The sequence below is a fragment of the Pseudomonas azadiae genome (assembly GCF_019145355.1).
In the GTDB taxonomy this organism is placed as follows: domain Bacteria; phylum Pseudomonadota; class Gammaproteobacteria; order Pseudomonadales; family Pseudomonadaceae; genus Aquipseudomonas; species Aquipseudomonas azadiae.
Map to the genome: position 1 here is coordinate 2,026,486 of NZ_JAHSTY010000002.1, position 26,103 is coordinate 2,052,588.

The window sequence follows — 26,103 nt, forward strand, 5'->3', positions numbered from 1 at the left end:
CCCCGCCCGGTTGAATTGAAAATCGGTTGCGAGGCAGGTCTCCTGGCTTGGGGCTTGCAGGTCTTGCGACCGGCGCCGACTGCGCCTTCCCGCCGATATGGCAGTGGCGTGGCAGTCAGCTCAACCCTTCACAGTTGCGGGGGCAGCCGCGGCTTGAACCGCGTTCCCTTCTTAGCTTCGACCTGGGCCGAAGAACCTCGAGGGTGCAAGGCTACGCAGTGCGCGGGGGCGGGTCAATGTCGGCGATGGCGGACTTGCCGCTCAGGCTTGGCCCCTCCCCCACACACTCACCGAAATTATCCTCTTGGCGACGTGAAACACAGGGAAAGACTTCCCCGGGAACGCCTCGGCAGCGGGCGCCACCTATCAACGCAACTGCCGTCGATCAACGTGATTGACGACAGGACTGCCACTCTACTGTCATCAATCAAGAGTCATTCAGAATGCTGCCAATCGCCAACCTCAACACGCCGCTGTCATTCTCCAGCAGCTCGCCCGAACATACGGTGCAGAAACGCTCGACGTCGAACTTACCAAACCCGCACTGCAATGTAGGCAACAAACACCTGCTCAGCATGATTAAAGAGCATTTCCGGGAGTACGCTGCGGGCGCTGACGATCAGTATGTAAACTTCAACGAACTGAAAGAAGCAGCGGGGTTGCGCCCTACCACCCGAACGTTTTCCGCAGAAGCAACCGCAGCGGCCAAAGAACTGCTTGAACGGCCCAACCTGCTGCGTGAACTGGATATAGGTATCGGTTTCCTGGGGTTTCCGGGAAATGAGGACCAGCGATTTGACATCGAAAACCTTGATTACCTGATCCGGGCCAACCAAAGTACTGTGACCTTCTGCAGGCAAGGGAAGTGGATTTGATCGCTTGGACCCAACACGCTCATGACAGGCACGCCCTGGATTTGACGCACATTGGTCGAGCGTGTTCTCCTGAACATCTTGTTTCGGGTGCCCTTCACAGGGTGAAACGGGAAACCGGTGCGTCATAGCGTTACGACAAGTCCGGTGCTGCCCCCGCAACGGTAAGTGAGTGAAGCGTCAGATCCACTGTGCCTCTACGGCATGGGAAGGCGATGCTTATAGGCCCGATGCCCCTCGCAAGCCCGGAGACCGGCCCGAAAAATCAGATAACAAACCCGCGGTGGGCGGGCGCTGTTCAAAACCCTGCGTGCCTGGCTCGCGGGGTTTTCATGCGCTCGTTTCACCCTGACACCTGAAGGGACGCGCCATGTCGATCATCAGCAGCACCTCGCACTCCACCTGCAGCACCACGACCCTGAGCCAACGCCTGACCGTCGCCATCGGTGCGTCGATTCTCGGCGCCTGCCTGGTGTATTTCGCCGGCTTCTCGCATATCGAGGCGGTGCATAACGCTGCGCACGATACCCGCCACAGCGCCGCGTTCCCGTGCCACTGAGGCCTGCCGAGATGATCAAGCGTATTGCACAAACCGCAGGTTTCACCGGATTGCTGGCCGCCCTGCTGCTGACCCTGCTGCAAAGTTTCTGGGTGGCTCCGTTGATTCTGCAGGCGGAAACCTTTGAACAGGCCCCGGCCGCCACTGAAGTTGCGCACGAACACGCAGCCGGTGCTGCGGCTCACACCCACGACGCAGAGGCTTGGGAGCCGGAAGATGGCTGGCAGCGCGTGCTGTCCACCACGGGCGGTAACCTGGTAGTCGCCGTCGGTTTCGCCTTGATGCTTGCGGGCCTGTACACCCTGCGCGCGCCGACCCGCACCGCTCACGGTCTGCTCTGGGGCCTGGCCGGCTACGCAACCTTCGTGCTGGCGCCGACCATGGGCTTGCCGCCCGAGCTGCCGGGCACCGCCGCCGCTGACCTGGCGCAGCGGCAGATCTGGTGGATCGGCACCGCCGCGTCTACCGCTGCTGGAATCGCCCTGGTCGTGTTTGGCCGCAACTGGCTGCTCAAGGCGCTGGGCGTGGCGATCCTGGTCGTTCCCCATGTGATCGGCGCGCCGCAGCCGCCCGTGCATTCGATGCTGGCGCCAGAGGCCCTGGAAGCGCAGTTCAAGATCGCGTCGCAGTTGACCAATGTTGCGTTCTGGCTGGCCCTGGGCCTGATCAGCGCCTGGCTGTTTCGCCGCAACCGCGACGATCGAGACTCGGCATGATCCTGGTGGTCGGCCTGGGTTGCCAGCGGGGTTGTGACGTTAACGCCCTGCTGGCCCTGTTTGACGGCGCGCTTGCCGAAGCCGGTATCGAGCGCCAGCGGATCAATGCATTGGCCAGTATCGACCGCAAGCAGGATGAGCCCGGCTTGCTGGCGCTGGCGGCGCTGTTGAACCTGCCGCTTCAGTGCTTCAGCGTGGAGCAACTGGCGCCTTATGCCGAACACCTGAGCCACACATCCGCGGTCGCGTTTGCCCATACAGGCTGCTACGGCATTGCCGAAAGTGCCGCCCTGGCTCTGGCCGAGCAGCTTGCCGGCAGCCCCGCCCGCCTGCTGATCACCCGCCGCAAAACCGCCCAGGCCACCTTTGCGTTGGCTTGCACCGGCTGAAAACCCGATAATCGCCCTCTGCGATCATGAGCAATCTTCATGCTCTGCCGTTTTTTAACAGGATTTCCACCATGACCGTCTACTTCATCGGTGCCGGCCCCGGCGACCCGGAATTGATCACTGTCAAAGGCCAACGCCTGATCCGCGACTGCCCGGTGATCATCTATGCCGGCTCGCTGGTGCCGGCGGCGGTACTCGACGGCCATCAGGCGCACACACTGGTCAATAGCGCCGAGTTGCACCTGGAACAGATCATCGACCTGATCAAGACTGCCCACGCGCAGGGCCATGACGTGGCGCGCGTGCACTCCGGCGATCCGAGCCTGTATGGGGCGATCGGCGAGCAGATCCGTTATTTGCGGGAGCTGGGCATTCCTTTCCAGATCATTCCCGGCGTCACGGCGGTGGCGGCGTGCGCGGCATTGCTGGAAACCGAACTGACCCTGCCGGACATCGCCCAGAGCCTGATCCTGACCCGCTACGCGGACAAGACCCCCATGCCGGCCGGCGAAGATTTCGACAGCCTGGCGCGGCATGGCACCACCATGGCGATCCACCTGGGGGTCAATCATCTGGAGAAAATCGTCGCCGAACTGCTGCCGCACTACGGCGCGGACTGCCCGATTGCCGTGGTGCACCGCGCGACGTGGCCGGACCAGGATTGGGCGGTGGGGACGCTGAGTGATATCGGCAAAAAGGTCGCCGTCAAAGGCTTTCGGCGCACGGCGCTGATCATTGTGGGGCGGGTGCTTGCCAACGATAGCTTCAGCGAGTCGTCGCTGTATCGTGCGAGCCATGCGCACCTCTATCGCCCCTGAATAAATGCGGTCAAAAGGGTGGGAGCTGGCTTGCTCGCGAAAGCGTTGGGTCAGTCACCAATGATTTGGCTGACACGACGCATTCGCGAGCAAGCCCGCTCCCACAGTTGATGTAATTTGTCTGATAGATATCGCAAGATATTGAATTTAAAGCATAAAAAACGGCGCTCACGGGCGCCGTTTTTGTGTTCGCAGTGAACGCCTTACTCAGTAGTAGGCATTTTCTTTCTGCGTGTGGTCGGTCACGTCACGAACACCCTTGAGCTCCGGGATACGCTCGAGCAACGTGCGCTCGATGCCTTCGCGCAGGGTCACGTCTGCCTGGCCGCAGCCCTGGCAGCCGCCGCCGAACTTGAGCACGGCGATGCCGTCCTCCACCACGTCGATCAGGCTGACCTGGCCGCCGTGACTGGCCAGCCCCGGGTTGATCTCGGTTTGCAGGTAATAGTTGATGCGCTCGTTGACCGGGCTGTCGGCGTTGACGTTCGGCACCTTGGCGTTCGGCGCCTTGATGGTCAACTGGCCGCCCATGCGATCAGTGGCGTAGTCGACCACGGCGTCATCCAGGAAGGCTTCGCTGAAGGCATCGATATACGCGGTAAAGCTTTTCAGCCCCAGGGCGGTGTCTTCAGGCTTCTCTTCCCCGGGCTTGCAGTAGGCAATGCAAGTCTCGGCGTATTGGGTGCCAGGCTGGGTGATAAAGACGCGGATGCCGATACCCGGGGTGTTCTGCTTGGACAGCAGGTCAGCCAGGTAATCGTGGGCGGCGTCGGTAATGGTTATGGCAGTCATGGAAACTCCTCACAGGCTTGCCGGCAGTTTACGCCAAATCATTACCGAGGTACAAAGTCCTAGTATTTTTGTCGGGAAAGACTCGCTCGTTCCTCAACGCCAAACCAACGCTTGAGTGCAGGATAAGTACGCTTTTCCAGCCATTGGTAGCTCCCCCATGCGCCTACCGCCGTCACTACGATGCACACCAGCAACATGGCATAGGGGTTTATTCCCAAGCGTTCGGCGACAAATTGCCCAACGGCGAGTACCGGCACATGAATCAAATACACCGAATAGGAACAATCCCCGAGCCACTTCAAAAACCGCGAGCCCTGAAAATAAGGCTCCAATGTCACACAACTGATGACGACTATCGCGCTGGGCACTCCCCACTCCAACGCACGCGGTATATCGGCACCGTGATAAACCGCGATTGACGCAGCCGCGATACCCAGCAGCGGCAGCCAAGGCCTGGCCCGGCACAGGCCACGGCGATACAGCATGCCGATCACAATGCCCATCAGAAACTCCAGGACAATCCCGTTGCTGTAGAACCCGCTGGCCAAGCCCAGGACGGGGCCGATGTAGCACACCAGATACAGCAACGTTGCCACTACCCACAGGCGATAGGACTCACGCACCAGCAGCGCGAAGGAAAACAGCCCATAGAACAACATTTCGAAATTCAGGGTCCACCCGACACCCAGCAGCGGGTAGACCTCCACTCCCGGTTCGCTTGGGGCAGCGATGAACAGCAGCGACATGAGCACGTAACTCGGCTCGAGATGCTCGTAGGGAAACATTGAGGGCATAGACGCTACCAGAAGCACCATCAGCAGGGTATAGAACCAATACGCTGGAACGATCCTCGCCACGCGCATGAGCATAAAGCGCCAGGGGGTCAGAGGTTTGTCCGCCGTCGCAAGGAAGATCACAAAACCACTGATGACAAAGAAAATATCGACGCCGATACCGCCTTTATCGGCCACCAGATATTCCAACGCGTTATGGGCTTCAAAGTCGAAAAACAACTGCATGAAGTGCACACCCACCACAATCCATGCCGCGAAGCCGCGTAATGCCTGCACTGAAATCAACATGCCGGAGTACCTTTTCCAATCCCGCAAGGCAAATATCCGACTGCTTCAGCACCCGTTTGGAGAGATGACCGGATCAATGAGAGTAGTTATAGGTGCTCATGGCGGCGCATGTCCAATTCAGGTTTGGTTGTGCTGGATAGGCCGGTCACGTGATCGAGCCATTACGCCACCCAACATGAGCCAAATTCATGAAAAACCCACACATGCTCCAAATCGGCACAGGTTTGTTATGATTCATGCCCTCCGTAATGCCTGACCAGAGTAGTCCCATGTCCGATCGTAGCGTTCGTCTGCAAGCCCTTCATCAAGCCCTCAAGGAACGCATTCTGATCCTCGACGGCGGTATGGGCACGATGATCCAGAGCTACAAGCTTGAGGAACACGACTACCGTGGCAAACGCTTCGCCGATTGGCCAAGTGACGTCAAGGGTAACAACGACCTGTTGGTGATCACGCGTCCGGACGTGATCGGCGGGATCGAGAAGGCTTACCTGGATGCCGGCGCCGACATCCTCGAAACCAACACCTTCAATGCCACCCGCATCTCCATGGCCGACTACGGCATGGAAGAACTGGCCTACGAACTCAACGTGGAAGGCGCACGTCTGGCGCGCAAAATAGCCGACGCCAAGACGGCCGAGAACCCGGCCAAGCCGCGCTTCGTCGCCGGCGTGCTCGGCCCGACCAGCCGCACCTGCTCCCTGTCACCGGACGTGAACAACCCCGGTTACCGCAACGTGACCTTCGATGAGCTGGTGGAAAACTACACCGAAGCCACCCAAGGCCTGATCGAGGGCGGCGCCGACCTGATCCTGATCGAAACCATTTTCGACACCCTCAACGCCAAGGCCGCGATCTTCGCCGTGCAGGGCGTGTTCGAAGCGCTGGCTATCGAACTGCCGATCATGATCTCCGGCACCATCACCGACGCGTCCGGCCGCACCCTGTCGGGCCAGACCACCGAAGCGTTCTGGAACTCCGTGGCCCACGCCAAGCCGATTTCCGTGGGCCTGAACTGCGCCCTGGGCGCCAGCGAACTGCGCCCTTACCTGGAAGAGTTGTCGAACAAGGCCGGCACCCATGTGTCCGCGCACCCCAACGCCGGCCTGCCCAACGAATTCGGCGAGTACGACGAATTGCCGTCGCAAACCGCCAAGGTCATCGAAGAATTCGCCCAAAGCGGCTTTCTTAATATCGTCGGCGGCTGCTGCGGCACTACGCCGGGCCATATCGAGGCCATCGCCAAGGCCGTGGCCGGTTACGCGCCGCGCCCCATCCCGGACATCCCCAAGGCCTGCCGCCTGTCGGGCCTGGAGCCGTTCACCATCGATCGCAGCTCGTTGTTCGTCAACGTTGGTGAACGCACCAACATCACCGGTTCCGCGCGCTTTGCCCGCCTGATCCGTGAAGACAACTACACCGAAGCCCTCGAAGTTGCGCTGCAGCAGGTGGAAGCCGGCGCCCAGGTGATCGACATCAACATGGACGAGGGCATGCTGGATTCGAAGAAGGCCATGGTGACCTTCCTCAATCTGATTGCTGGCGAACCGGATATTTCCCGCGTGCCGATCATGATCGACTCCTCCAAGTGGGAAGTGATCGAGGCAGGCCTCAAGTGCATCCAGGGCAAGGGCATCGTCAACTCCATCAGCATGAAGGAAGGCGTGGAGCAGTTCATTCACCACGCCAAGCTGTGCAAGCGCTACGGCGCGGCGGTGGTGGTGATGGCCTTCGACGAAGCCGGCCAGGCCGACACCGAGGCGCGCAAGAAGGAAATCTGCAAACGCTCCTACGACATCCTGGTCAATGAAGTCGGCTTCCCGCCGGAAGACATCATCTTCGACCCGAACATCTTCGCCGTCGCCACCGGCATCGAAGAGCACAACAACTACGCCGTCGACTTTATCAACGCCTGCGCCTATATCCGCGACGAGCTGCCGTATGCGCTGACCTCCGGCGGCGTGTCCAACGTGTCGTTCTCGTTCCGTGGCAACAACCCGGTGCGCGAGGCGATCCACTCGGTGTTCCTGCTGTATGCGATCCGCAACGGCCTGACCATGGGTATCGTCAACGCCGGCCAGCTGGAGATCTACGACCAGATCCCGGCCGAGCTGCGTGATGCGGTGGAAGACGTGGTGCTCAACCGCACCCCGGAAGGCACCGACGCCCTCCTCGCCATCGCCGACAAGTACAAGGGCGACGGCAGCGTCAAGGAAGCCGAAACCGAAGAATGGCGCGGCTGGCCGGTGAACAAGCGCCTGGAACACGCGCTGGTCAAAGGCATCACCACGCACATTGTCGAGGACACCGAAGAGTCCCGGCAGTCGTTCGCGCGCCCGATCGAAGTGATCGAAGGCCCGCTGATGTCCGGCATGAACATCGTCGGCGACCTGTTTGGCGCGGGCAAGATGTTCCTGCCCCAGGTGGTGAAGTCCGCCCGTGTGATGAAGCAGGCCGTAGCCCACTTGATCCCGTTCATCGAACTGGAAAAAGGCGACAAGCCCGAAGCCAAGGGCAAGATCCTGATGGCCACGGTCAAGGGCGACGTGCATGACATCGGCAAGAACATCGTCGGCGTGGTGCTCGGCTGCAACGGCTATGACATCGTCGACCTGGGCGTGATGGTGCCGGCGGAGAAGATCCTGCAGGTGGCCAAGGAACAGAAGTGCGACATCATCGGGCTGTCCGGCCTGATTACGCCGTCCCTGGATGAGATGGTGCACGTGGCCCGCGAGATGCAGCGCCAGGACTTCCACTTGCCGCTGATGATCGGCGGCGCCACCACCTCCAAGGCCCACACGGCGGTGAAGATCGAGCCCAAGTACAGCAACGATGCGGTCATCTACGTGACCGACGCTTCCCGCGCGGTGGGCGTGGCCACGCAGTTGCTGTCCAAGGAATTAAAGCCGGCGTTTGTCGAGAAGACCCGCCTGGAATACATCGACGTGCGCGAGCGTACTTCCAACCGCAGCGCCCGTACCGAACGCCTGAGCTACCCGGCGGCCATCGCCAAGAAGCCGCAATTCGACTGGAGCAGCTACACGCCGGTGGTTCCGAGCTTCACCGGCGCCAAGGTGCTGGACAATATCGACCTCAAGGTGCTGGCCGAGTACATCGACTGGACGCCGTTCTTTATCTCCTGGGACCTGGCCGGCAAGTTTCCGCGCATCCTCACCGATGAAGTGGTGGGTGAAGCCGCCACCGCGCTGTATGCCGACGCCCAGGAAATGCTGCGCAAGCTGATCGACGAAAAACTCATCAGCGCCCGCGCGGTGTTCGGCTTCTGGCCGACCAACCAGGTGCAGGACGATGACCTGGAAGTCTACGGCGACGATGGCCAGCCGATTGCAAAGCTTCACCACCTGCGCCAGCAGATCATCAAGACCGACGGCAAGCCGAACTTCTCCCTGGCCGACTTCGTGGCGCCCAAGGACAGCGGCGTGACCGACTACATTGGGGGGTTCATCACCACCGCCGGCATCGGCGCCGAAGAAGTGGCCAAGGCCTATCAGGACGCGGGCGACGATTATAACTCGATCATGGTCAAGGCCCTGGCCGACCGCCTGGCCGAAGCCTGCGCCGAGTGGCTGCACCAGCAAGTGCGCAAAGACTACTGGGGTTACGCCAAGGACGAGCAACTGGACAACGAAGCGCTGATCAAGGAGCAGTACAGCGGCATCCGCCCTGCCCCCGGCTACCCGGCATGCCCGGACCACACCGAGAAAGCCCAGTTGTTCCAGTTGCTCGACCCCGAGGCCCGCGAAATGCACGCCGGGCGCAGCGGCGTGTTCCTCACCGAGCACTACGCGATGTTCCCGGCGGCAGCGGTCAGCGGCTGGTACTTCGCCCACCCGCAGGCGCAGTACTTTGCCGTGGGCAAGGTCGACAAGGACCAGGTGCAAAGCTACACCGCGCGCAAGGGCCAGGACCTGGCCGTGACCGAGCGCTGGCTGGCGCCGAACCTGGGTTACGACAACTAAGGGCGGTCCTCCGCTACCGCAACGACGCGCACGAAATGCGATTTGCTGTGCAGACCCAACAACGGTTTGCACAGCAAAAAGGATTTCGTCATGCCCACCCCTGCTCCCCTCACGGCCCTGAGCCAATTGCCCGCGCGAGCGGTTCATAACCATTTTGCCACGCGCCCCCGCCTGGTATCGGTGGTGTTCAATGCATTGAACAGCCGTCTATTGGAGCGCTATCCAGCCCTGAAGCTGGACCTGACGCAGGTCAAATTAGCCAGCCCCACCGTCGCCGGCGGCTTTACCTTGCAACTGCTGCTGAACGTTGCCATTGCCCATGTGTACAACCCCCAATTGCTTGACTTTGCGCCGCGCCATGGGCGTTCGCTGTTCCTGACCGAGAAGCCGCCCGTGCCTCTCTCCGCCGAGATTGACATGCAGGTCATCGCGCAAATCATCGATGAAGTGCGCTCAACGCTCTACATCGATTATCAACAAGCCGTGGCCGATTACTGGAACGCCCTCGACAGCCACGGCCACAGTCGCTGGCAGTGGCTCGGCGATTTTCTGCAGGGGCAGATGGTCGCGGCAGCCACGGCACAGGCTGGCCTGAGCGACCTGCAACGCGACATGCTGGCAACGGTGGCCGCCTGGCCGGAACTGGACACGCGCCTGCCGCGGTCTACCCCGGCGACCTATGCGTATTTTATCGAAAGCACACTGCTCAGCGCGGGCAAGCCCCTGAGCCTGCTGACCCCGGATTTGCTGCTGGTGCGCGATAAACACGTGTTGCTGTGCAGTCTCGACGGAGCCTACGAAGGCTTTACCGACATCGATGCGTTCAGCGCAGCCTGGGGGGAAAAACTCAAGCGCCAGTTTCAGTTCGACAGCCTGACCTGGCGACGCAACGAGCCCTACGGCAACGTGTTTGAACAGCAGGCCGGGCTGATCCTCAATCAGCAGCTTGAGGCGCTGGCGTCCCTGTCCTTTGCGGCGCAAAGCGAAGAGGCACTGGCAGCGCGCCTGGATAAACTCACCGACCCGGCGCTGTTGCTGGCCAAAACCCCCGGCGCGGCGCGCGCCGTGCTCGAAAAGATCAACACGCAATTGCCCGACTGGCTCCAGCGCGCCAATGCGGACGATCGGTTTGCCTACCACCGGCACCTGCAAGACATGGCGCAGGTGCTTAAAAAAAACCGTGGCCGCTCCTTCAACGAGGGTATCGAGTCTATTCATGGCTTCAGCCGCGATGCGTTGCGTCGGCAGATGCAGGCCGATCATGGCGATTGCGACCCGGATGACGTGGTGTTGGATTTTGCCGTAGCGGCGGGCTATCCAGGCGGCGCGGGGATTATCCAGCACGTGCGCTTGTCGTTGACCGAATTGGCGGTGAAGAACCTTGCGGGCAAACCCAAGGGCACGTTGACGCTGTCATCGAAAACTGCAGACGCCTTGCCTGCCTGGCTGACGCCCGACTACCTGCTCGGCAGCACAGGCTTGATCCAGCGTGTCGACATCGGCAGCGCTTACCCGCAGACCCTGCGCGACCACCTGTTGACCGACAGCCGCGACGCGCGGAATCGGGAGCAGCTGTTTTGCCGGGAGTTGAAGGTGCGCCTGCCGATGCAAGCGCTGGAGTTCAAGGTCCGCCGCCAATATGGCCTGACCACCACCGGCTATCGCTACGTCAAGGCGCTCATGGGCGAAGACCCTGCGCACAGGTGGGTCGAAGGCCAGGAAATCGTGCTGCGCCCGTTGGGGCTGTGCAGAAAACCCCATGCAGCACCCGACCCGGTGGAAAATTTTTTCATCATCGAACCCAGGCAAGCGAATATCGGCCCGCACCTGTTGTATCGGCCGCTGTATCCCGACTGCCTGTACGAATATTCGTCCCGCCAGGCGCTGCTGGAGGCCATCGCCACACCGGGCGCCCTGCACGACAGCGTATTGACCTGGCTGACCGACAAGGCCCGGCCGGTCTACGCCAACGGCGGCATCAAGGAACCGCATATCCTGCAGTTCTTGAGCGGCGATGACGCCACTCGCTATGACCCACCGGCACCCGCCACCCTGGCCCTGGACGAAGGCGCCGCGCAGTGGCTGCAATCCCAGCTCAACGGCCAACTGCTCAACCATTTGTTCGGCAGCACCGCGCGCGCGCTGGTGGACCTGGCGGATCGCGAGTCGGTCTCCAATCACGAAAGTCGCTGGGCCATCCTGATGGAAGGCGCCTGGTTGCTCTTCAATACGCTGCTCCTGCCGTTGCTGCGCGGTCCGGCCATGCTGGCGGGCTGGTTGATGATCCTGGTGAGCAGCCTTGAACAGGACCTGGCCGGGCTGGACAGCACTGACGCGACGACGCGAGAGCTGGCGCTGATTGACCTGCTGCTCAACATGGCAATGGTGCTGCTACACGCCACGGCGCCCTCCAACCCCAGGCCCGCGGCGCTCGACGAGCGCGCACCGGATGACCTCGCCGCACGCCTCGATGCCTGGCGCCGCCCGGCGAGTGCACCTCACCCGATAGAGCCGGTGCGGGTCAGCCAGGGTTCGGTGGCCCTGCCCGGTGAGCCGCCGCTGACGGGCCAGACGGCGCTGGACTTCAGCCGCTCCATCGCCAGCCCCAAAGCCGCCGAAAATCTGCTCGCAGCGTTGCTGGAGGTGAATGTTCCATGGCCGGAGCGCCTGCCGGCCGCTGAAGCCAGCGGGCCGTGCAAGGGGCTGTATCGGATCGGCGATCACTGGCATGCCAGCCTCGGCGGTCTGTTGTTCCAAGTCGCCGTGGTGCCTGGATTCGGTGAGGTGTACCTGGTTCATCCGCAGCACCCCCTGCGACCCGGCTTCAAACTGACAAGCGATGGCCAGGGGCATTGGCGCCTTGATCGAGGGGCCAGGCTGGAGGGCGGCATGCCCAGGGACCGGCGCACGGCCTGGCGGCTGAACCATGCGGAGCGCGTGCAGGGGTTATCCGCGCAACTGCAAGCGCTGGGCGAGCAGTTCGTACAAGGCGACCGCGACGCGGCGCCCATCGTGATAGCGCTCAATGTGGCCAGCGCCAGGCTGAAACAACAGAAAAAAACCCAGCGCCAAATCTGGGTATTACTCGGCAAGGCCCTTCCAGAGCTGCGCGAAGCGCTCAGCAAACGTCATCAGGCGGAACAACAAAAGACCGCCATGGCCAGGGCCGAACTCGATATTGCCTACGCCAACTATCGACAAGCCAAGGAGGACTTTCTGCCCACGGTGCAACGGTATCAGGACAAGGCCGAAGAATTGCTGGCCATCGACAAGGCGAACCCGAGTTACAAACGCAAAACCGATATCACGCGCGGCTACCTCTATCAATACTGGGGCACGCTCTATAATTTCGAGTTACATCGATTCACTGACAGTTTCGAAACCGAGCGGGGCGAAAGCTACGCCGAACTCAATGATCGAGCCAACGCCGAGTTGCAGACAGGTGTCACAGACGCTTATCAGGAGCTCCTGCTGCTGTGGAAAGAACAGTTCGAGGTGTTCAAACAGCTGCATGGGCTGGCGGAGAAAATGGAAGGCATCCTGCGCGAAGCCGACCCCGCGCTGCGTAAAAGCCTGCTGCAAGACAAGACGGTCCCTGCAGTCGTCCCCTCGGTTGCCATCAAACAAAGCCTGCTGATATTCCTCTCCGAGCTTGTGTTAAACCATAGCCACGGCTCCCGTGAGCCGAGCGAGGGGCCGTTCGTGCTGACGTTGTCTGACCCCAAGCGCGAGAGCATCATTCTGTCCCATGCGCAATTGCGCGACGCCGGCGGCTACTCGACAGCCGAGCAAATGGATGTGCTCAAGGGCGTGCTCGAGCTCTATGAGCAACTGGAAAACGCCGTCAACTCGCTGGTCGAGATGGGCTCCGGATTTATACGCGAAGACTATCGCACGCCCTTCCTCGAGCACTTGAGCGAGGCACGCCAAAGCCTTGAAACCCAGCTGGCCGACCTGATCCTCGTCGATGAGGGCTTTGCCCCCTTACAGACACCCAGCGCTGTTACCCGCGGCAGGCGGCCTGGCAAGGTCGTCTTCAGGACCCGTACTCATCAGCATTTGGTGGGTGACCTGCAACCGGACGAGGCCAATAGCGCCGGCAGGTTTGTCAGGATCCAGGACCCCATCACCCAAAAGGTCGTCGCCACCTACCACGAACATGCCAGCGAAGGTTTTTGGGAAGAAGTGGCGCCACCTTCGACGCCAGCGCCATCGTCCGCCCCCTTGATTCGCAGCCTGGAAGTCATTAAAGACCAGGCGGAAACCGTGAAGGCACGACGAGGGAATATCGAGCGTACGATTCGCGACCAGCAGAAAAAACTGCAGGACCCCACCCGTCGCGAAACCGTGCGGCCGCTGGAATGGGCGGAGATGCTAACGCCGCAGGCCAGCCAGCTGGAGGTGCTGGCCGAGGAAGTCGCCCGCGACCACGGCGCGCAGGAGCAGGCCTCCGCGCTGATCAGCGCTTATCGCAGCGAAGCGCAACGCTTGCGCGAACGGGCACGCCAGGTGTGCGGCGAAGGGTTCATGCAGCAACGGCCCAGGCCCGCGAATATCGCCTATTTATGGCGACAGGGCTTCGTCGATATCAATCTGGTGCGCAGCCGTGTGCGCTTGAAGACTGGCGACTACCTGACCGAATACGCCGTGCGCGACAAACGCTTGATAAAAGAAGGCAAAGCCGCTGAAGAGACGGTGTTGTGGTATGCGCACTTTCATTACCCAAAAGCGGACACGCCAGCCTTGGAGCCCGCGTACGGACATTTGAAGACCCGGGCAGAACGCTTCTTCACCCGCAAGGAATTGATCGAGCAAGCGCGCACCAGCCACCGGGCCCTGGTCAACCTTGAGAAGGTCGTGATCAAGCCACCGCTGGACCGCGAGCTGTTCCTGACGTTGGAACCCGTGCCGCCCAAGGCAAACCCCTGAGGTTTGGCTATGCTGTTGGTCAGACAGCCTGCGCCGAGGAGGGACACATGGACGATCCAGCCAACAACAAACCGCCGACGCTCTGGCAAATGCTCCATAGCGTCGTCGCTGCGGCGTTTGGCGTGCAAAGCGGCAAAAACCGCGCCCGCGACTTTACCCATGGCAAGCCGAGCCATTTTATAGTGCTGGGAATTTTATTCACGGCAGTGTTTGCGCTGACGTTGTTCGCCATCGTCAAGCTGGTGCTGCACCTGGCCGGGGTGTAAACCGGATCAAAAAATGTGGGAGCGGCGGTGCGACGATTCGACTTGCTCGCTCCCACATTCACTCAGCCTTCACATGCTTTGGGATCGCCTTCGTTCTACTGATGGCTGACCCAGAACACCGCAGTTCCCACCACCAGGATGATCAGGAACAGAATGGCCCAGGCATCCACGGTACTGTCGGGTTTACGGGCTTTTGTCGGATTGCTCATCGCATCGCCTCTTATCGGTTTTATAGGTGACTGCATCAGGACTCGATCACAGTAAAGTTCATACTTGCCCTTATGACAACTGTGGGTATCGCGAGAATCACTCTCGATAGTCAATTTGGTTATTTGCATATACTCAAACATCACTTTTGCGCATAAACACAAACTGTTATCGTGCGCCGGCTCCGTTGGGAGTGCGCGGCCGTGCGCGCAGATTTGCCGAGAACAGGACCTATATGTACGTATACGACGAATACGATCAGCGCATCATCGAGGACCGCGTCAAGCAGTTCCGTGATCAGACCCGACGCTATCTGGCAGGTGAACTGAGCGAAGAAGAGTTCCGCCCTCTGCGCCTGCAAAATGGCCTTTACGTTCAGCGCTTTGCGCCGATGCTGCGGGTGGCCGTGCCCTATGGCCAACTGACGTCGCGCCAGACGCGAATGATGGCCAAGATTGCCCGCGACTTCGACAAAGGCTACGCCCACATCAGTACCCGCCAGAACGTACAGTTCAACTGGCCGGCGCTGGAAGATGTGCCGGACATCCTGGCTGAACTGGCCACCGTGCAGATGCACGCCATTCAGACCAGCGGTAACTGCCTGCGCAACGTGACCACCGACCAGTTTGCCGGGGTTGCCGCCGATGAGTTGATCGACCCACGCCCGTGGTGCGAAATCGTGCGTCAGTGGACCACCTTCCACCCGGAATTCGCCTACCTGCCGCGCAAGTTCAAGATCGCCATCAATGGCTCGACCTCGGACCGTGCGGCTATCGAAGTGCACGATATCGGCCTGGAGCCGGTGCACAACGCCGCCGGCGAGCTGGGTTTCCGCGTACTGGTGGGTGGCGGCCTCGGTCGTACCCCGGTGGTCGGTGCGTTTATCAACGAGTTCCTGCCGTGGCAGGACCTGTTGAGCTACCTCGACGCGATCCTGCGGGTCTACAACCGCTACGGGCGTCGTGACAACAAGTACAAGGCCCGGATCAAGATCCTGGTCAAAGCGCTGACCCCCGAGGTATTCGCGCAGAAAGTCGACGCTGAAATGGAGCACCTGCGCGGCGGCCAGACCACCCTGACCGAAGCCGAAGTGCACCGCGTGGCCAAACACTTCGTTGACCCTGAATACAAAGCCCTGGCCAATCAGGACGCCGAGTTGGCGGCCCTCGACCAGCAACACCCAGGTTTCGCCCGTTGGCGCACCCGCAATACACTGGCGCACAAAAAGCCGGGTTATGTGGCAGTGACGTTGTCGCTCAAACCCACCGGTGTTGCCCCTGGCGATATCACCGACAAGCAGCTGGACGCCGTCGCCGACCTGGCCGAGCGCTACAGCTTCGGCCAACTGCGCACCTCCCACGAGCAGAACATCATCCTCGCGGACGTCGAGCAGCGCCAATTGTTCACCCTGTGGGGCGAACTGCGCGAAGGCGGTTTCGCCACGCCGAACATCGGCCTGCTGACCGACATCATCTGCTGCCCGGGCGGCGACTTCTGCTCCCTGGCCAACGCCAAGTCGATCCCGATCGCCGAATCGATCCAGCGCCGTTTCGACGACCTGGACTACCTGTTCGACATCGGTGAGCTGGACCTGAACATCTCCGGTTGCATGAACGCCTGTGGCCACCACCACGTCGGCCACATCGGCATCCTGGGCGTGGACAAGAAAGGCGAAGAATTCTACCAAGTGTCCCTGGGTGGCAGCGCCAGCCGCGATGCGAGCCTGGGCAAGATCCTCGGCCCATCCTTCGCCCAGGAAGCCATGCCCGAGGTGATCGGCAAACTGATCGATGTGTACATCGAACAGCGCACCGAAGATGAGCGTTTCATCGACACCTACCAGCGCATCGGCATTGACCTGTTCAAGGAGCGCGTCTATGCAGCGAATCATTAAGAACAACGAAGTCGTCGACGAAACCTGGCACCTGCTGCCCAAGGATGCGAGCTTCGACGGCATCTCCAACTGCGACGACCTGATCGTGCCGCTGGCGCTGTGGCGCGAACACGCCCACGCTCTCAAGGCCCGCGACGGCGGCCTGGGCGTGTGGCTGGACGCCGAAGAAGAAGCCGAGGAAATCGGTGACGACGTGGAACATTTCCAGGTCATCGCCCTGAACTTCCCGGCCTTCACGGACGGTCGCAACTACTCCAACGCGCGGCTGCTGCGTGACCGTTACGGTTACAAAGGCGAGCTGCGGGCGATTGGCGATGTATTGCGCGACCAGCTCTTCTACCTGCGCCGCTGCGGGTTCGATGCCTTCGCCCTGCGCGCCGACAAAGACCCGTACGAAGCGCTGGAAAGCCTCAAGGACTTCTCGGTGACGTACCAGGCTGCAACGGACGAACCGTTGCCGCTGTTTCGTCGCCGCTGAGTTGTGGCCCATGAAAAAGCCCTGGCATGCCAGGGCTTTTTCATGGGTTGAGTTTGATTGACGCCAGCACTTGCTGCTGCCCCATTGCACACGCCCCCCCTTCCGGTTGCGCCCGCACCACTTCAATAACTCCCAGCAACTGCGCCTTGCTGTGGGCCAACTGCGCCTGCATCTGTTCGATCTGCGCCACCTTGCGCTCAAGCGCGTCGATCAATTCCTCACGCTTGTACTCACCCGGCGCGGGCATCAACGCCTTGAGTTCCTGCAAGGTAAACCCGGCTTGCTGCGCGCTCTGGATCAGTTGCAGGGTGTGCAGCGCCTCCGGTGCATAGCGCCGATAGCCATTGGCCTGGCGCCCCACCTGGCTTATCAGCCCTTCGGCTTCATAGAAGCGGATACGCGACGCCGCCAGCCCACTCTGTTTTGCCAACTCACCTATATTCATCACAACGCCCGCTTGACATTAAAGTTAACTTTAAGCTTAGCCTGGGGCCTCCCCTGCTCAGGAGTCAACCCATGTCACCTTTTGAAGCCTTGCAACTGCCCAATGGCCAAGTCATCGCCAACCGTATCGCCAAGGCCGCGATGGAAGAGAATATGGCGGATGCCAACCAAGCCCCCTCGCGCGAATTGAAGCAGCTGTACAAGGCCTGGGCGGACGGTGAGCCGGGCCTGTTGTTGACCGGCAACGTGATGATCGACCGCCGCGCCATGACCGGCCCCGGCGGCGTGGCCCTGGAAGATGAGCAACACCTGGACAGCTTTCGCGAATGGGCGGACGTGGCCCGCCCCAAGGGCGTGCACTTCTGGGTGCAGCTCAGCCATCCAGGGCGCCAGACCATGGCCAACCTCGGCCAGCAAGCCTTGGCGCCCTCCGCGGTTGCGCTGGACCTGGGCGGTTTTTCCAAGATGTTCGCCAAGCCCAAGGCCATGAGCGAAGACCAGATCCAGGACGTGATCCAACGCTTCGCCACCAGCGCACGCCTGGCCGAGAAAGCCGGGTTCACCGGCGTGCAGATCCATGGCGCCCACGGTTACCTGCTCAGCCAGTTTCTGTCGCCTTTGAGCAACCAGCGCACCGACCGCTGGGGCGGCCCCCTGGAGAACCGCGCACGCCTGTTGCTGGAGGTGATCCACGCCGTGCGCGCCGTGGTCAGCCCGTCGTTCTGTGTGGCGGTCAAACTCAATTCGGCGGATTTCCAGCGTGGCGGTTTCGACGAAACCGATGCGCGCAGGGTGGTCGAGATGCTCAACCCGCTGCCCATCGACTTGCTGGAATTGTCCGGCGGCAGCTACGAAGCCCCGGCCATGCAAGGCGAGGCGCGTGACGGTCGCACCCTGGCCCGCGAGGCGTACTTCCTCGAGTTCGCCACGCAAATGGCGAGCATCGCCAAGATGCCGCTGATGGTCACCGGCGGTATTCGCCGCCTGCCCATTGTGCAGCAAGTGCTCGACAGCGGCATCGCCATGGCGGGCATCGCCACCGCCCTGACGCTGGAACCGCAACTGCTTCGCCACTGGCGCGAAGGCCGCGACCCCAACCCGCAACTCAAGCCGATCGACTGGCAGCGCAAGCCTCTGGCGTCACTTGCCACGCTCGCGGTGGTGCGCTACCAGATGCGCCGCCTCAGTCACGGCCTCTTGCCCAAAGCCAAGGTTGCCCCCTGCATGGCACTGGTGCGCGACCAATGGTTTATCGCCCGGCGCACCCGGCAATACCGCGCGGCCATGACACAATCTTCACGTTAACCGCGGAGCATTCGCCGTGATCGAACTGTCCCCTATTGATCAGCAGCCTTTAACCTCACTGACGATTGGAGTTCTTCATGGCGAAAATCAACCTGGCCCAGCAGTTGGCGACCACCCTTGAACAGGCGGGCATCAAGCGCATCTGGGGCCTGACCGGGGACAGCCTCAATGGCCTCACCGACGCCCTGCGCACCATGGACAGCATCGAGTGGATGCATGTGCGCCACGAAGAAGTGGCCGCGTTCGCCGCCGGGGCCGAAGCGGCCGCCACCGGTGAGCTGACCGTCTGCGCCGGCAGCTGCGGGCCGGGCAACCTGCACTTGATCAATGGCCTGTTCGACTGCCATCGCAACCATGTGCCGGTGCTGGCGATTGCCGCGCAGATTCCGTCCTCGGAGATTGGCCTGAATTACTTCCAGGAAACCCATCCGCAGGAGCTGTTCAAAGAGTGCAGCCACTTTATCGAACTGGTCACCAACCCCGAGCAAATGCCTCATGTGCTGCACCGCGCGATGCGTTCGGCGATCCTCAATCGCGGGGTGGCGGTGGTGGTGATTCCGGGGGACGTGTCACTGCTGGAAGTGGAGGACAAACTCAAACCTTGGCCTGCCCTGCATGCGCCGCGCACATTGCCGGCCGAACAGGACCTGCAACGCCTCACCGAAATCCTCGAGAGCAGCCGGAAAGTCACCCTGCTGTGCGGCAGCGGCTGTGCCGGAGCCCATGATCAGGTGGTGGCCCTGGCCGACGTGCTGGGCGCGCCGGTGGTGCATGCCCTGCGCGGCAAGGAACACGTGGAGTGGGACAATCCGTTCGACGTGGGCATGACCGGCTTGATCGGTTTCAGCTCCGGTTACCACGCCATGCTCGATTGCGACACGCTGATCATGCTGGGCACCGACTTTCCGTACCGCCAGTTCTATCCCACCGATGCGACCATCATCCAGGTTGATCGCGACCCGCAGGCGCTCGGCCGTCGTGCCACGCTGGACCTGGGGATTGCCGCCGACGTCAGCGAAACCATCGGCGCGCTGCTGCCGCGCTTGACGCGCAAGACCGACCGCAGCTTTCTCGAGACATCCTTGAAGCACTACGAAAAAGCGCGCCAAGGGCTGGATGACCTGGCGCAACCGTCCAAGGCCGACCGGCCGATCCATCCGCAGTATGTGGCGCGCTTGCTCAGCGAGCTGGCCGATGACGATGCCATCTTTACCGCCGACGTCGGCTCGCCGACGGTGTGGGCTGCGCGCTATTTGAAGATGAACGGCAAGCGCCGCCTGATCGGTTCGTTCAACCACGGCTCGATGGCCAATGCCATGCCCCAGGCCATTGGCGCGCAGGCGGCGTTCCCCGGACGCCAGGTGGTTTCCATGTCGGGAGACGGTGGTTTCGCGATGTTGATGGGCGACTTCATCTCGTTGGCGCAGCTGAAGCTGCCGGTCAAAGTCATCGTCTTCGATAACGCGTCGCTGGGCTTTGTCGCCATGGAAATGAAGGCTGCGGGTTATCTGGACGCCGGCACGGAGCTGAAAAACCCGGACTTCGCGGCCATGTCCAACGCCATGGGCATCCTCGGCATCCGCGTGGAGCAATCCGAAGACCTCGAACCGGCCCTGCGCCGCGCCCTGGCCCACGACGGCCCGGTGTTGGTGGATGTGGTCACGGCGACCCAGGAGTTGGTCATGCCACCGACGATCAAGCTGGAGCAGGCCAAAGGGTTCAGCCTGTATATGCTCAAGGCGGTGATGAGTGGGCGTGGCGACGAGGTGATCGAACTGGCGCGCACCAACTGGTTGCGCTGATTTAAAACTTGGCATCGTCCAAATGTGGGAGCGGGCTTGCTCGCGAATGCGCAGTGTAGTGAGCGGGCTTGCCCCGCGCCGGGCTGCGGCCCCAATAAACACACCGCTGCCCTCCAGGTAGAACCGAGTCGCCTGGTTTGGGGCGGCTTCGCCACCCAGCGCGGGGCAAGCCCGCTCACTACAGACCGCATTCGCGAGCAAGCCCGCTCCCACAGTGGATTTTCGGTGTTCTCAAGCGTGCTGTTTTTCGACCCACTTGGCATAGGCATCAATAAACGCCTGCAGGAACGGCTTGGTCTTTTCCGACACCTTCCCCGCCTCATCAAACACACTGCCCGCCCCGCCCAGATACGCCTCCGGCTGCTGCATGCACCACACGTCCAGAAACACCAGCGACTGGCGCAGATGATGGTTGGCGCCAAAGCCGCCAATCGCTCCCGGCGACACACTGATGATCGCCCCCGGCTTGCCACTCCAGGCACTCTGGCCGTAAGGCCGGGAACCTACGTCAATGGCATTTTTCAACGGGGCGGGCACGGAGCGGTTGTATTCCGGGGTCACGAACAGCACCGCGTCGGATGAGCTCACCTGTTGGCGGAAAGTACTGTAGGCTGCGGGCGGCGAATCACCGTCAATGTCTTCGTTGTAGAGCGGCAAATCGCCAATTTCCACAATGTTCAACTTCAGGTTGGCAGGGGCCAGTTCGGCCAAGGCCAGCGCGACTTTGCGGTTGATCGACTCTTTTCTCAAGCTGCCGACCACGACGGCTACGGTGTAGACCTTGCTCATTGGGGTTTCCCGACGTCTGACTAAAGGAGCTTGTAGTTATAAAGTCTTCGCGGCGTGTGCACCAGCAGGTTTTGATATCCCTCCGGGCGTTTACCTTGCGGCGTATCGCGTGGGAAGCGTCTGAAATTACCAGCGAATAGTATTTTTCTTCCGTAAGTAAACTACCCCGCTCCATAACGGTCTACAGAACCGCAAATCGAGTGTTTATCTCCAGAGGTTCTAAACAGATGGCAGCAGTACTAGTCGGACAGTTTCATGCCAGAGACGCAGAAGGACGTGTGTATTCGGTGCATGAGTTCCAGGAATCAGACCCGGCGCACGGCGCCCTGGCTGGCTCGGCACCTACCACCACCTACAAGCTGGCCATTGGCGACCGTGTAGAGAAGCTGGAAGGCGACGAATTCAAGCTGATTCAATCGGGCACCATTCTTGTGCGCGAGTCGCAAACCACACTCGTGTCGTAAGCATTCGTCCTGTCCACCTGCCCGGTCCTGGTCATTGATGATGGCGTCGACTGGGCTGGGGTGATCACGGCCGACGAATCTGCGTGACTTCAATGTCCTGCTCCCCTTCGACCTGCTTCAGGGTCACCATCAAACGTCCCCGCTCCCCCTCCACCGCGAACACCGAACGCTGGTAGCCCGCCGCGTTGTAGCCGGGGTGCGCGACCACCTGCCTGACGAGAGCCACGTCCAGCACCGCGCCCACCTGTTCGGCCACCTGTTCCTGTGACCGGATGAACGCCTCAAGTGCCAGGTTTTCCGGCGTGGTTTCGCTTTGAAGGTTGAAGAGATAAGCGGCCGCGCACCCGATGGTCACCAGGACCACCCGCTGCTTGACCGTTACCCCGAGGAATATCGAGGGTAGAGGCATTTGAGACCAGACCTGTTTTTGTTGTTAACGCCGGTAGCCGGCTTTGGTCGTTGATGATCAGCGCAGCCATTCTATTGAATACACAGCGCGCTGCACATAGACTCCGGCGATGCGTTTACGTCATATCGAAGTGATTCAGGCCATTTTGCAGACCGGACACCCAGGCCTGGCCGCCGAGTGGTTGCAACTTCCCGTGGGCGATGTGGAGGCGGCGCTCAAGGAAGCCGAGCAGCAACTGGGCTTTATGCTCTTTGCGAGCATCCGAGGGCGTCTGCAGGCAACCCGCGAAACCTTGGAATTGCAGGCACACATCTCCCATGTGTATGAAGCGCTGGAACCCGTGCAGCGCCTGGCCAGCCGCCTGAAACACCATCACGCCCCGACCTTGCGCGCCCTGTGCACGCCGCCCCTGGCCAATCAACTGCTGCCGCAAAGCATCGCGATGCTACGCCGGCGTTTCCAGGACACCCCGTGCAACCTGTCGAGCCAGCCCACCCGGGAGATCGTCAGGAGCCTGTTGCTGCACGAAGCCGACGTGGGGCTGAGCCTGCATGATCCGCAACACCCGCAGATCCACAGCGCCGTGCTGGCCCAAGGCAAGCTGCAACTGCTCGCACCCCATGGCTGGCTCAAACCCAAGCAAAAATATATCGCCGTGCAGGACCTGGCGGGGCAGTCGATGATCGGGCTTGAGGGCCAGGACCCGCTCAGCCGTCTGCTGGACGCCAAGCTGCAAGCCTTGCGCCCGCTGCCAGTGGTGCAGACGCGCGTACAGACCTACCAGATGATGCGCAGCATGGTGGAAGCCGGAGAAGGTTTGGCGGTGGTCGACCCTTTCACCGCGTGCGGCGCGCGGGAGGCAGGGCTGGATGTCTGCCCGGTGTCACCGCCGATCCTGATCAACCTGTATGCGCTGACCCTCAAGGAAGGCATGGCCTCCCCGGCGCTGAATGCACTGCTGGAGATCGTGACGCAGAAGGCTGAAGGTCTGCTGGCGGGCTAAGCCTTGTCGACTTCGCTTTTGAACAACCGGTACCAGAATATCGCCACTTCGCGGGTTTGCGGGTCAATGCCGCGATAGCGCAGGTGGTCGATCCCGCCCATCACATAACCACAACGCTCGTACAAACGGCAGGCGCCGAGGTTGTTGTTCTGGGTTTCCAGCATCATGCCCGGCAGGTTTTTCTTGCGGCTCCAGAACTGCGCCACATCCAGCAACGCCTTGGCCACCCCATGGCGCCGTGCGGGCAAGACCACCGCCAGCTCATCGACATGGGCAAAACCGTTCCAATTGGTACTGACCACGATGTGCCCCACCGGTCGGTCGTCCAGGTAGGCCATGAAGATGGCGCTGTCGGGCGCATCGCGAAAACTGGCGAACTCCTCGGGATCGATTCCGTAGCACTTGCGGTACGGCAGGATGCGTTCCACGGGCCATTGGTCGACCCGCTTGCCCATCTGCGGTTCTCCGTAGGCGCTGACCTCAAAGCTGAAGTCATTGCCCCACACGTAGGCATCGAAGCCTTCGTCGGCGACCCGGACACTGAGCCCCGGATACTTCGGGTTCATTACAGCGTGCATAAACATTCTTAACCCTTGATGCAATCGACGGTGTAACAACGACCACTGCCGTCGTCTTCGTGTTGCAACCCATGAACATCGGCGACAAAACCGGGAAAACTGCTATCGAACGTCCGGGCGAAGGCCAGGTAATCGATGATCGAGCGCGTCGACTCGGTAAAGCGCTCACCCGGCATGATCAATGGAATGCCGGGCGGATAAGGCACCAGCATCACGGCTGCGACGCGCCCTGGCAAGGCATCAATGGAAACCGCCTCCACTTCGCCTTTCACCAAGTGGTCGTAGGCGTCGGCCGGTTTCATGGCGATTTCCGGTAGCACGGTGTACATGCGCTTGAGGTGCCTGGCGGTGGCATTGCTGCGGTAACAACTGTGCAATTGATCGCACAGGTCGCGCAAGCCCAGGCCCTGATACCGCAGCGGGCCTTGTGCAAACACCGATGGCAGGCAACTGGCCAGGCTGACATTGGCGTCGTAGCTGCGCTTGAATTCCAGCAACTCGGTGAGCAAGGTACTCCATTTGCCCTTGGTGATGCCCATGGAAAACAGCACCAGGAACGAATACAGCCCGGTCTTTTCCACCACCAGGCCGCGCTCCCAGAGGAATTTGCTGACCACGGCCGCGGGAATGCCGCAGTCGCTCAGGGCGCCGCCGGCGTTGAGGCCAGGCATCACCAGCGTCACTTTGATCGGGTCCAGCAGCACGTAGTCTTCGGCCACATCGCCAAAGCCATGCCAATCGTCCTCTGGATGCAGCAGCCAATCTGCGGTAATCACCCGGTCGACGCCCGACACCGACGGCGGTTGCCAGATGGAGAACCACCAATCCTCGGCGGCAATGTGCTGGCGCAGGTTGGCCAGGGCACGGCGGAAACTCAAGGCTTCGTCGAACATTTCCTGCAACAGCGACCGCCCGGCCGGGCCTTCCATCATCGCCGAGGCGACGTCCAGCGACGCAATGATGCTGTATTGCGGCGAGGTGGAAATATGCATCATGAAGGCTTCGTTGAAACGGTCACGGTCCAATTGGCGCGCGCCGCCGTCCTGCACATGGATCATCGAGGCCTGGCTGAACGCCGCCAGCAGCTTATGGGTCGAGTGCGTGGTGAACACCAGCGGGCTGTCCGGGGTACGCGACGTGCCCATGCCATAGCGTCCGGCAAAGAATTCATGAAACGCCGCGTAGGCGTACCAGGCTTCGTCAAAATGCAGCACCTCGACGCTGTTGCCCAGTTGCTGTTTGATCATCTGGGCGTTGTAGCACAGGCCGTCGTAGGTGGAATTGGTGACCACCGCCAGCTTGACCTTCGGCGGTCGGCCACGGGTCAGCGGGCTCGCGTCGATCTTGGCGCGGATCGACTCGGGGCTGAATTCGCTCAGGGGAATCGGGCCGATGATCCCCAGTTCATTGCGCTCCGGGCACAGGTACAACGGGATCGCGCCGGTCATGATGATCGAGTGCAGCACCGATTTGTGGCAGTTGCGGTCGACCAGCACCAGGTCATCGCGGCCGACCATGGAGTGCCAGACGATCTTGTTGGCGGTAGAGGTGCCGTTGATGACGAAAAAGGTATGGTCGGCGCCGAAATTGCGCGCGGCGCGCGCCTCGGCTTCGGCCAGCGGCCCGGTGTGATCCAGCAGCGAGCCCAGCTCAGGCACCGAGACAGACAGGTCTGAACGCAGGGTGTTTTCCCCGAAGAATTGATGGAACGCCTGCCCGACCGGGCTTTTGCGATAGGCCACGCCGCCGCCATGGCCAGGGGTGTGCCATGAGTAATTGGAGTCTGCAGTATGTTGTACCAACGCTTTGAAGAAAGGTGGCAACAAACCATCCAGGTAGGTGCGCGCCGCGCGGGCGACTTGCCGCGCAAGAAACGGCACGGTGTCTTCGAACAGGTACAAAATGCCGCGCAGTTGGTTGAGTTCGCTCATGGCATCGGCGGGCGCGTTTTCCAGGGTGACTTGCTCGCCCAGGGCGAAGATCGGCAGGTTCGGCGCCCGTAGCCGCGCCAGGCGGATCAGCTCGACCATGTTTTGCAGCAGGTGGGTGTTCTCGCCGGCGCCTTCGGCGGCGATCAGCATGCACGCCAGGCCATGGTGGGTAGCCGCCACCAACCGGCCTTCGGCGTAGTCCACCGCCTGGATGATACTGAAGCCTTCCTGTTCCAACTCCCTGGCGATGCCTCGAACCCGGTCACCGGCAACGGTGTCGGCCTTGATGTCGCGGTGCACGATAAGGACGGGGAACTTCAGGTCTTTGTACATGAGTGCGTGGGCGTCCTGAGGGCTATGCACTCAAGGGTAGAAGCTGGGAGCGGATGTGGCGAA

21 protein-coding genes and 2 riboswitches are annotated in these 26,103 nt (G+C 61.2%); of the genes, 14 read left to right on the forward strand and 7 right to left on the reverse strand.

Going from position 1 to position 26,103, the window contains the following annotated elements; translation table 11 throughout:
- Nucleotides 1-15: 15 nt before the first annotated feature.
- A riboswitch (cobalamin riboswitch) is annotated at nt 16-215 on the reverse strand.
- 228 nt (nt 216-443) lie between these two features.
- The 5 genes from KVG91_RS25505 to cobM all read left to right on the forward strand — a co-directional run bounded on the left by KVG91_RS25505 (nt 444) and on the right by cobM (nt 3,354).
- Nucleotides 444-875, forward strand: coding sequence for a hypothetical protein (locus KVG91_RS25505; protein ID WP_169377223.1), 432 nt, complete (start codon nt 444-446; stop codon nt 873-875).
- Nucleotides 876-943: 68 nt separating this feature from the next.
- Nucleotides 944-1,147, forward strand: a riboswitch (cobalamin riboswitch).
- A 95-nt stretch (nt 1,148-1,242) separates the two neighbouring features.
- Nucleotides 1,243-1,431 carry a CbtB domain-containing protein gene (locus tag KVG91_RS25510; protein ID WP_169377224.1) on the forward strand — a complete coding sequence of 63 codons (189 nt, stop codon included), beginning with the start codon at nt 1,243-1,245 and terminating at the stop codon, nt 1,429-1,431.
- 11 nt (nt 1,432-1,442) lie between these two features.
- The gene (locus KVG91_RS25515; protein WP_169377225.1) at nt 1,443-2,147 is read left to right on the forward strand and encodes a CbtA family protein; all 705 of its coding nucleotides are present in this window, start codon (nt 1,443-1,445) and stop codon (nt 2,145-2,147) included.
- Entirely contained in the window at nt 2,144-2,536 is a 393-nt protein-coding gene (locus tag KVG91_RS25520) for a cobalamin biosynthesis protein (RefSeq protein WP_169377226.1), read from the forward strand. The genes KVG91_RS25515 and KVG91_RS25520 overlap by 4 nt, the downstream gene beginning before the upstream one ends.
- Before the next feature lie 71 nt (nt 2,537-2,607).
- Nucleotides 2,608-3,354 carry a precorrin-4 C(11)-methyltransferase gene (gene cobM / locus KVG91_RS25525; protein WP_169377227.1) on the forward strand — a complete coding sequence of 249 codons (747 nt, stop codon included), beginning with the start codon at nt 2,608-2,610 and terminating at the stop codon, nt 3,352-3,354.
- A gap of 207 nt (nt 3,355-3,561) precedes the next feature.
- On the opposite strand, the gene nfuA is transcribed toward cobM, so the two are convergent.
- Together nfuA and KVG91_RS25535 are read right to left on the reverse strand one after the other, a co-directional pair.
- Nucleotides 3,562-4,146, reverse strand: coding sequence for a Fe-S biogenesis protein NfuA (nfuA, locus tag KVG91_RS25530; protein ID WP_003173594.1), 585 nt, complete (start codon nt 4,144-4,146; stop codon nt 3,562-3,564).
- Between the two features lie 59 nt (nt 4,147-4,205).
- On the reverse strand, nt 4,206-5,228 hold the full coding sequence (locus KVG91_RS25535) for an acyltransferase family protein (protein WP_169377228.1): 1,023 nt from the start codon (nt 5,226-5,228) through the stop codon (nt 4,206-4,208).
- 269 nt (nt 5,229-5,497) lie between these two features.
- Between KVG91_RS25535 and metH the strand changes: the two genes are divergently transcribed.
- From metH to KVG91_RS25560, 5 genes are all read left to right on the forward strand, one after another.
- On the forward strand, nt 5,498-9,208 hold the full coding sequence (metH, locus tag KVG91_RS25540) for a methionine synthase (RefSeq protein ID WP_169377229.1): 3,711 nt from the start codon (nt 5,498-5,500) through the stop codon (nt 9,206-9,208).
- Nucleotides 9,209-9,298: 90 nt separating this feature from the next.
- Nucleotides 9,299-14,137 (forward strand): hypothetical protein, encoded by a 4,839-nt coding sequence (locus KVG91_RS25545; protein WP_169377230.1) that lies wholly within the window; start codon nt 9,299-9,301, stop codon nt 14,135-14,137.
- A 47-nt stretch (nt 14,138-14,184) separates the two neighbouring features.
- Nucleotides 14,185-14,403, forward strand: a complete 219-nt coding sequence (locus KVG91_RS25550; protein ID WP_169377231.1) for a DUF2970 domain-containing protein — start codon at nt 14,185-14,187, stop codon at nt 14,401-14,403.
- A 442-nt stretch (nt 14,404-14,845) separates the two neighbouring features.
- Nucleotides 14,846-16,504 carry a nitrite/sulfite reductase gene (locus KVG91_RS25555; RefSeq protein ID WP_169377232.1) on the forward strand — a complete coding sequence of 553 codons (1,659 nt, stop codon included), beginning with the start codon at nt 14,846-14,848 and terminating at the stop codon, nt 16,502-16,504.
- On the forward strand, nt 16,488-16,982 hold the full coding sequence (locus KVG91_RS25560) for a DUF934 domain-containing protein (RefSeq protein ID WP_169377233.1): 495 nt from the start codon (nt 16,488-16,490) through the stop codon (nt 16,980-16,982). The genes KVG91_RS25555 and KVG91_RS25560 overlap by 17 nt, the downstream gene beginning before the upstream one ends.
- 40 nt (nt 16,983-17,022) lie before the next feature.
- On the opposite strand, the gene KVG91_RS25565 is transcribed toward KVG91_RS25560, so the two are convergent.
- Nucleotides 17,023-17,427: a MerR family transcriptional regulator gene (locus tag KVG91_RS25565; RefSeq protein ID WP_169377234.1), complete on the reverse strand. Its 405-nt coding sequence runs from the start codon at nt 17,425-17,427 to the stop codon at nt 17,023-17,025.
- 71 nt (nt 17,428-17,498) lie between these two features.
- On the opposite strand from KVG91_RS25565, the gene KVG91_RS25570 reads away from it, so the two are divergent.
- Together KVG91_RS25570 and poxB are read left to right on the forward strand one after the other, a co-directional pair.
- Nucleotides 17,499-18,731: an NADH:flavin oxidoreductase/NADH oxidase family protein gene (locus KVG91_RS25570; RefSeq protein WP_169377235.1), complete on the forward strand. Its 1,233-nt coding sequence runs from the start codon at nt 17,499-17,501 to the stop codon at nt 18,729-18,731.
- Nucleotides 18,732-18,808: 77 nt separating this feature from the next.
- Nucleotides 18,809-20,533, forward strand: a complete 1,725-nt coding sequence (poxB, locus tag KVG91_RS25575) for a ubiquinone-dependent pyruvate dehydrogenase (protein ID WP_169377236.1) — start codon at nt 18,809-18,811, stop codon at nt 20,531-20,533.
- A gap of 231 nt (nt 20,534-20,764) precedes the next feature.
- Here poxB and KVG91_RS25580 read toward each other — a convergent pair whose 3' ends face one another.
- Nucleotides 20,765-21,322: an NADPH-dependent FMN reductase gene (locus KVG91_RS25580; RefSeq protein ID WP_169374431.1), complete on the reverse strand. Its 558-nt coding sequence runs from the start codon at nt 21,320-21,322 to the stop codon at nt 20,765-20,767.
- Between the two features lie 227 nt (nt 21,323-21,549).
- Here KVG91_RS25580 and KVG91_RS25585 point away from each other — a divergent pair, with 227 nt between their 5' ends.
- The gene (locus KVG91_RS25585; RefSeq protein ID WP_169374430.1) at nt 21,550-21,786 is read left to right on the forward strand and encodes a hypothetical protein; all 237 of its coding nucleotides are present in this window, start codon (nt 21,550-21,552) and stop codon (nt 21,784-21,786) included.
- Between the two features lie 64 nt (nt 21,787-21,850).
- Here the strand turns inward: KVG91_RS25585 and KVG91_RS25590 are convergent, their stop codons facing one another.
- Complete coding sequence (locus tag KVG91_RS25590; protein WP_169374429.1) at nt 21,851-22,195, reverse strand: hypothetical protein; 345 nt, start codon at nt 22,193-22,195, stop codon at nt 21,851-21,853.
- 109 nt (nt 22,196-22,304) lie between these two features.
- On the opposite strand from KVG91_RS25590, the gene KVG91_RS25595 reads away from it, so the two are divergent.
- Complete coding sequence (locus tag KVG91_RS25595) at nt 22,305-23,198, forward strand: LysR substrate-binding domain-containing protein (protein WP_169374428.1); 894 nt, start codon at nt 22,305-22,307, stop codon at nt 23,196-23,198.
- On the opposite strand, the gene KVG91_RS25600 is transcribed toward KVG91_RS25595, so the two are convergent.
- Both KVG91_RS25600 and KVG91_RS25605 read right to left on the reverse strand, forming a co-directional pair.
- Nucleotides 23,195-23,764 carry a GNAT family N-acetyltransferase gene (locus tag KVG91_RS25600; protein WP_169374434.1) on the reverse strand — a complete coding sequence of 190 codons (570 nt, stop codon included), beginning with the start codon at nt 23,762-23,764 and terminating at the stop codon, nt 23,195-23,197. The genes KVG91_RS25595 and KVG91_RS25600 overlap by 4 nt on opposite strands.
- A gap of 20 nt (nt 23,765-23,784) precedes the next feature.
- Nucleotides 23,785-26,040 (reverse strand): Orn/Lys/Arg family decarboxylase, encoded by a 2,256-nt coding sequence (locus KVG91_RS25605; protein ID WP_169374427.1) that lies wholly within the window; start codon nt 26,038-26,040, stop codon nt 23,785-23,787.
- Nucleotides 26,041-26,103: the final 63 nt, after the last annotated feature.

Excerpts from the sequence above, each read along its gene's own strand:
- KVG91_RS25505 (WP_169377223.1), top strand. The coding sequence starts at position 444 with ATGCTGCCAATCGCCAACCTCAACACGCCGCTGTCATTCTCCAGCAGC.
- KVG91_RS25510 (WP_169377224.1), top strand. The coding sequence starts at position 1,243 with ATGTCGATCATCAGCAGCACCTCGCACTCCACCTGCAGCACCACGACC.
- KVG91_RS25515 (WP_169377225.1), top strand. The coding sequence starts at position 1,443 with ATGATCAAGCGTATTGCACAAACCGCAGGTTTCACCGGATTGCTGGCC.
- KVG91_RS25520 (WP_169377226.1), top strand. The coding sequence starts at position 2,144 with ATGATCCTGGTGGTCGGCCTGGGTTGCCAGCGGGGTTGTGACGTTAAC.
- cobM (WP_169377227.1), top strand. The coding sequence starts at position 2,608 with ATGACCGTCTACTTCATCGGTGCCGGCCCCGGCGACCCGGAATTGATC.
- nfuA (WP_003173594.1), bottom strand. The coding sequence starts at position 4,146 with ATGACTGCCATAACCATTACCGACGCCGCCCACGATTACCTGGCTGAC.
- KVG91_RS25535 (WP_169377228.1), bottom strand. The coding sequence starts at position 5,228 with ATGTTGATTTCAGTGCAGGCATTACGCGGCTTCGCGGCATGGATTGTG.
- metH (WP_169377229.1), top strand. The coding sequence starts at position 5,498 with ATGTCCGATCGTAGCGTTCGTCTGCAAGCCCTTCATCAAGCCCTCAAG.
- KVG91_RS25545 (WP_169377230.1), top strand. The coding sequence starts at position 9,299 with ATGCCCACCCCTGCTCCCCTCACGGCCCTGAGCCAATTGCCCGCGCGA.
- KVG91_RS25550 (WP_169377231.1), top strand. The coding sequence starts at position 14,185 with ATGGACGATCCAGCCAACAACAAACCGCCGACGCTCTGGCAAATGCTC.
- KVG91_RS25555 (WP_169377232.1), top strand. The coding sequence starts at position 14,846 with ATGTACGTATACGACGAATACGATCAGCGCATCATCGAGGACCGCGTC.
- KVG91_RS25560 (WP_169377233.1), top strand. The coding sequence starts at position 16,488 with ATGCAGCGAATCATTAAGAACAACGAAGTCGTCGACGAAACCTGGCAC.
- KVG91_RS25565 (WP_169377234.1), bottom strand. The coding sequence starts at position 17,427 with ATGAATATAGGTGAGTTGGCAAAACAGAGTGGGCTGGCGGCGTCGCGT.
- KVG91_RS25570 (WP_169377235.1), top strand. The coding sequence starts at position 17,499 with ATGTCACCTTTTGAAGCCTTGCAACTGCCCAATGGCCAAGTCATCGCC.
- poxB (WP_169377236.1), top strand. The coding sequence starts at position 18,809 with ATGGCGAAAATCAACCTGGCCCAGCAGTTGGCGACCACCCTTGAACAG.
- KVG91_RS25580 (WP_169374431.1), bottom strand. The coding sequence starts at position 21,322 with ATGAGCAAGGTCTACACCGTAGCCGTCGTGGTCGGCAGCTTGAGAAAA.
- KVG91_RS25585 (WP_169374430.1), top strand. The coding sequence starts at position 21,550 with ATGGCAGCAGTACTAGTCGGACAGTTTCATGCCAGAGACGCAGAAGGA.
- KVG91_RS25590 (WP_169374429.1), bottom strand. The coding sequence starts at position 22,195 with ATGCCTCTACCCTCGATATTCCTCGGGGTAACGGTCAAGCAGCGGGTG.
- KVG91_RS25595 (WP_169374428.1), top strand. The coding sequence starts at position 22,305 with ATGCGTTTACGTCATATCGAAGTGATTCAGGCCATTTTGCAGACCGGA.
- KVG91_RS25600 (WP_169374434.1), bottom strand. The coding sequence starts at position 23,764 with ATGAACCCGAAGTATCCGGGGCTCAGTGTCCGGGTCGCCGACGAAGGC.
- KVG91_RS25605 (WP_169374427.1), bottom strand. The coding sequence starts at position 26,040 with ATGTACAAAGACCTGAAGTTCCCCGTCCTTATCGTGCACCGCGACATC.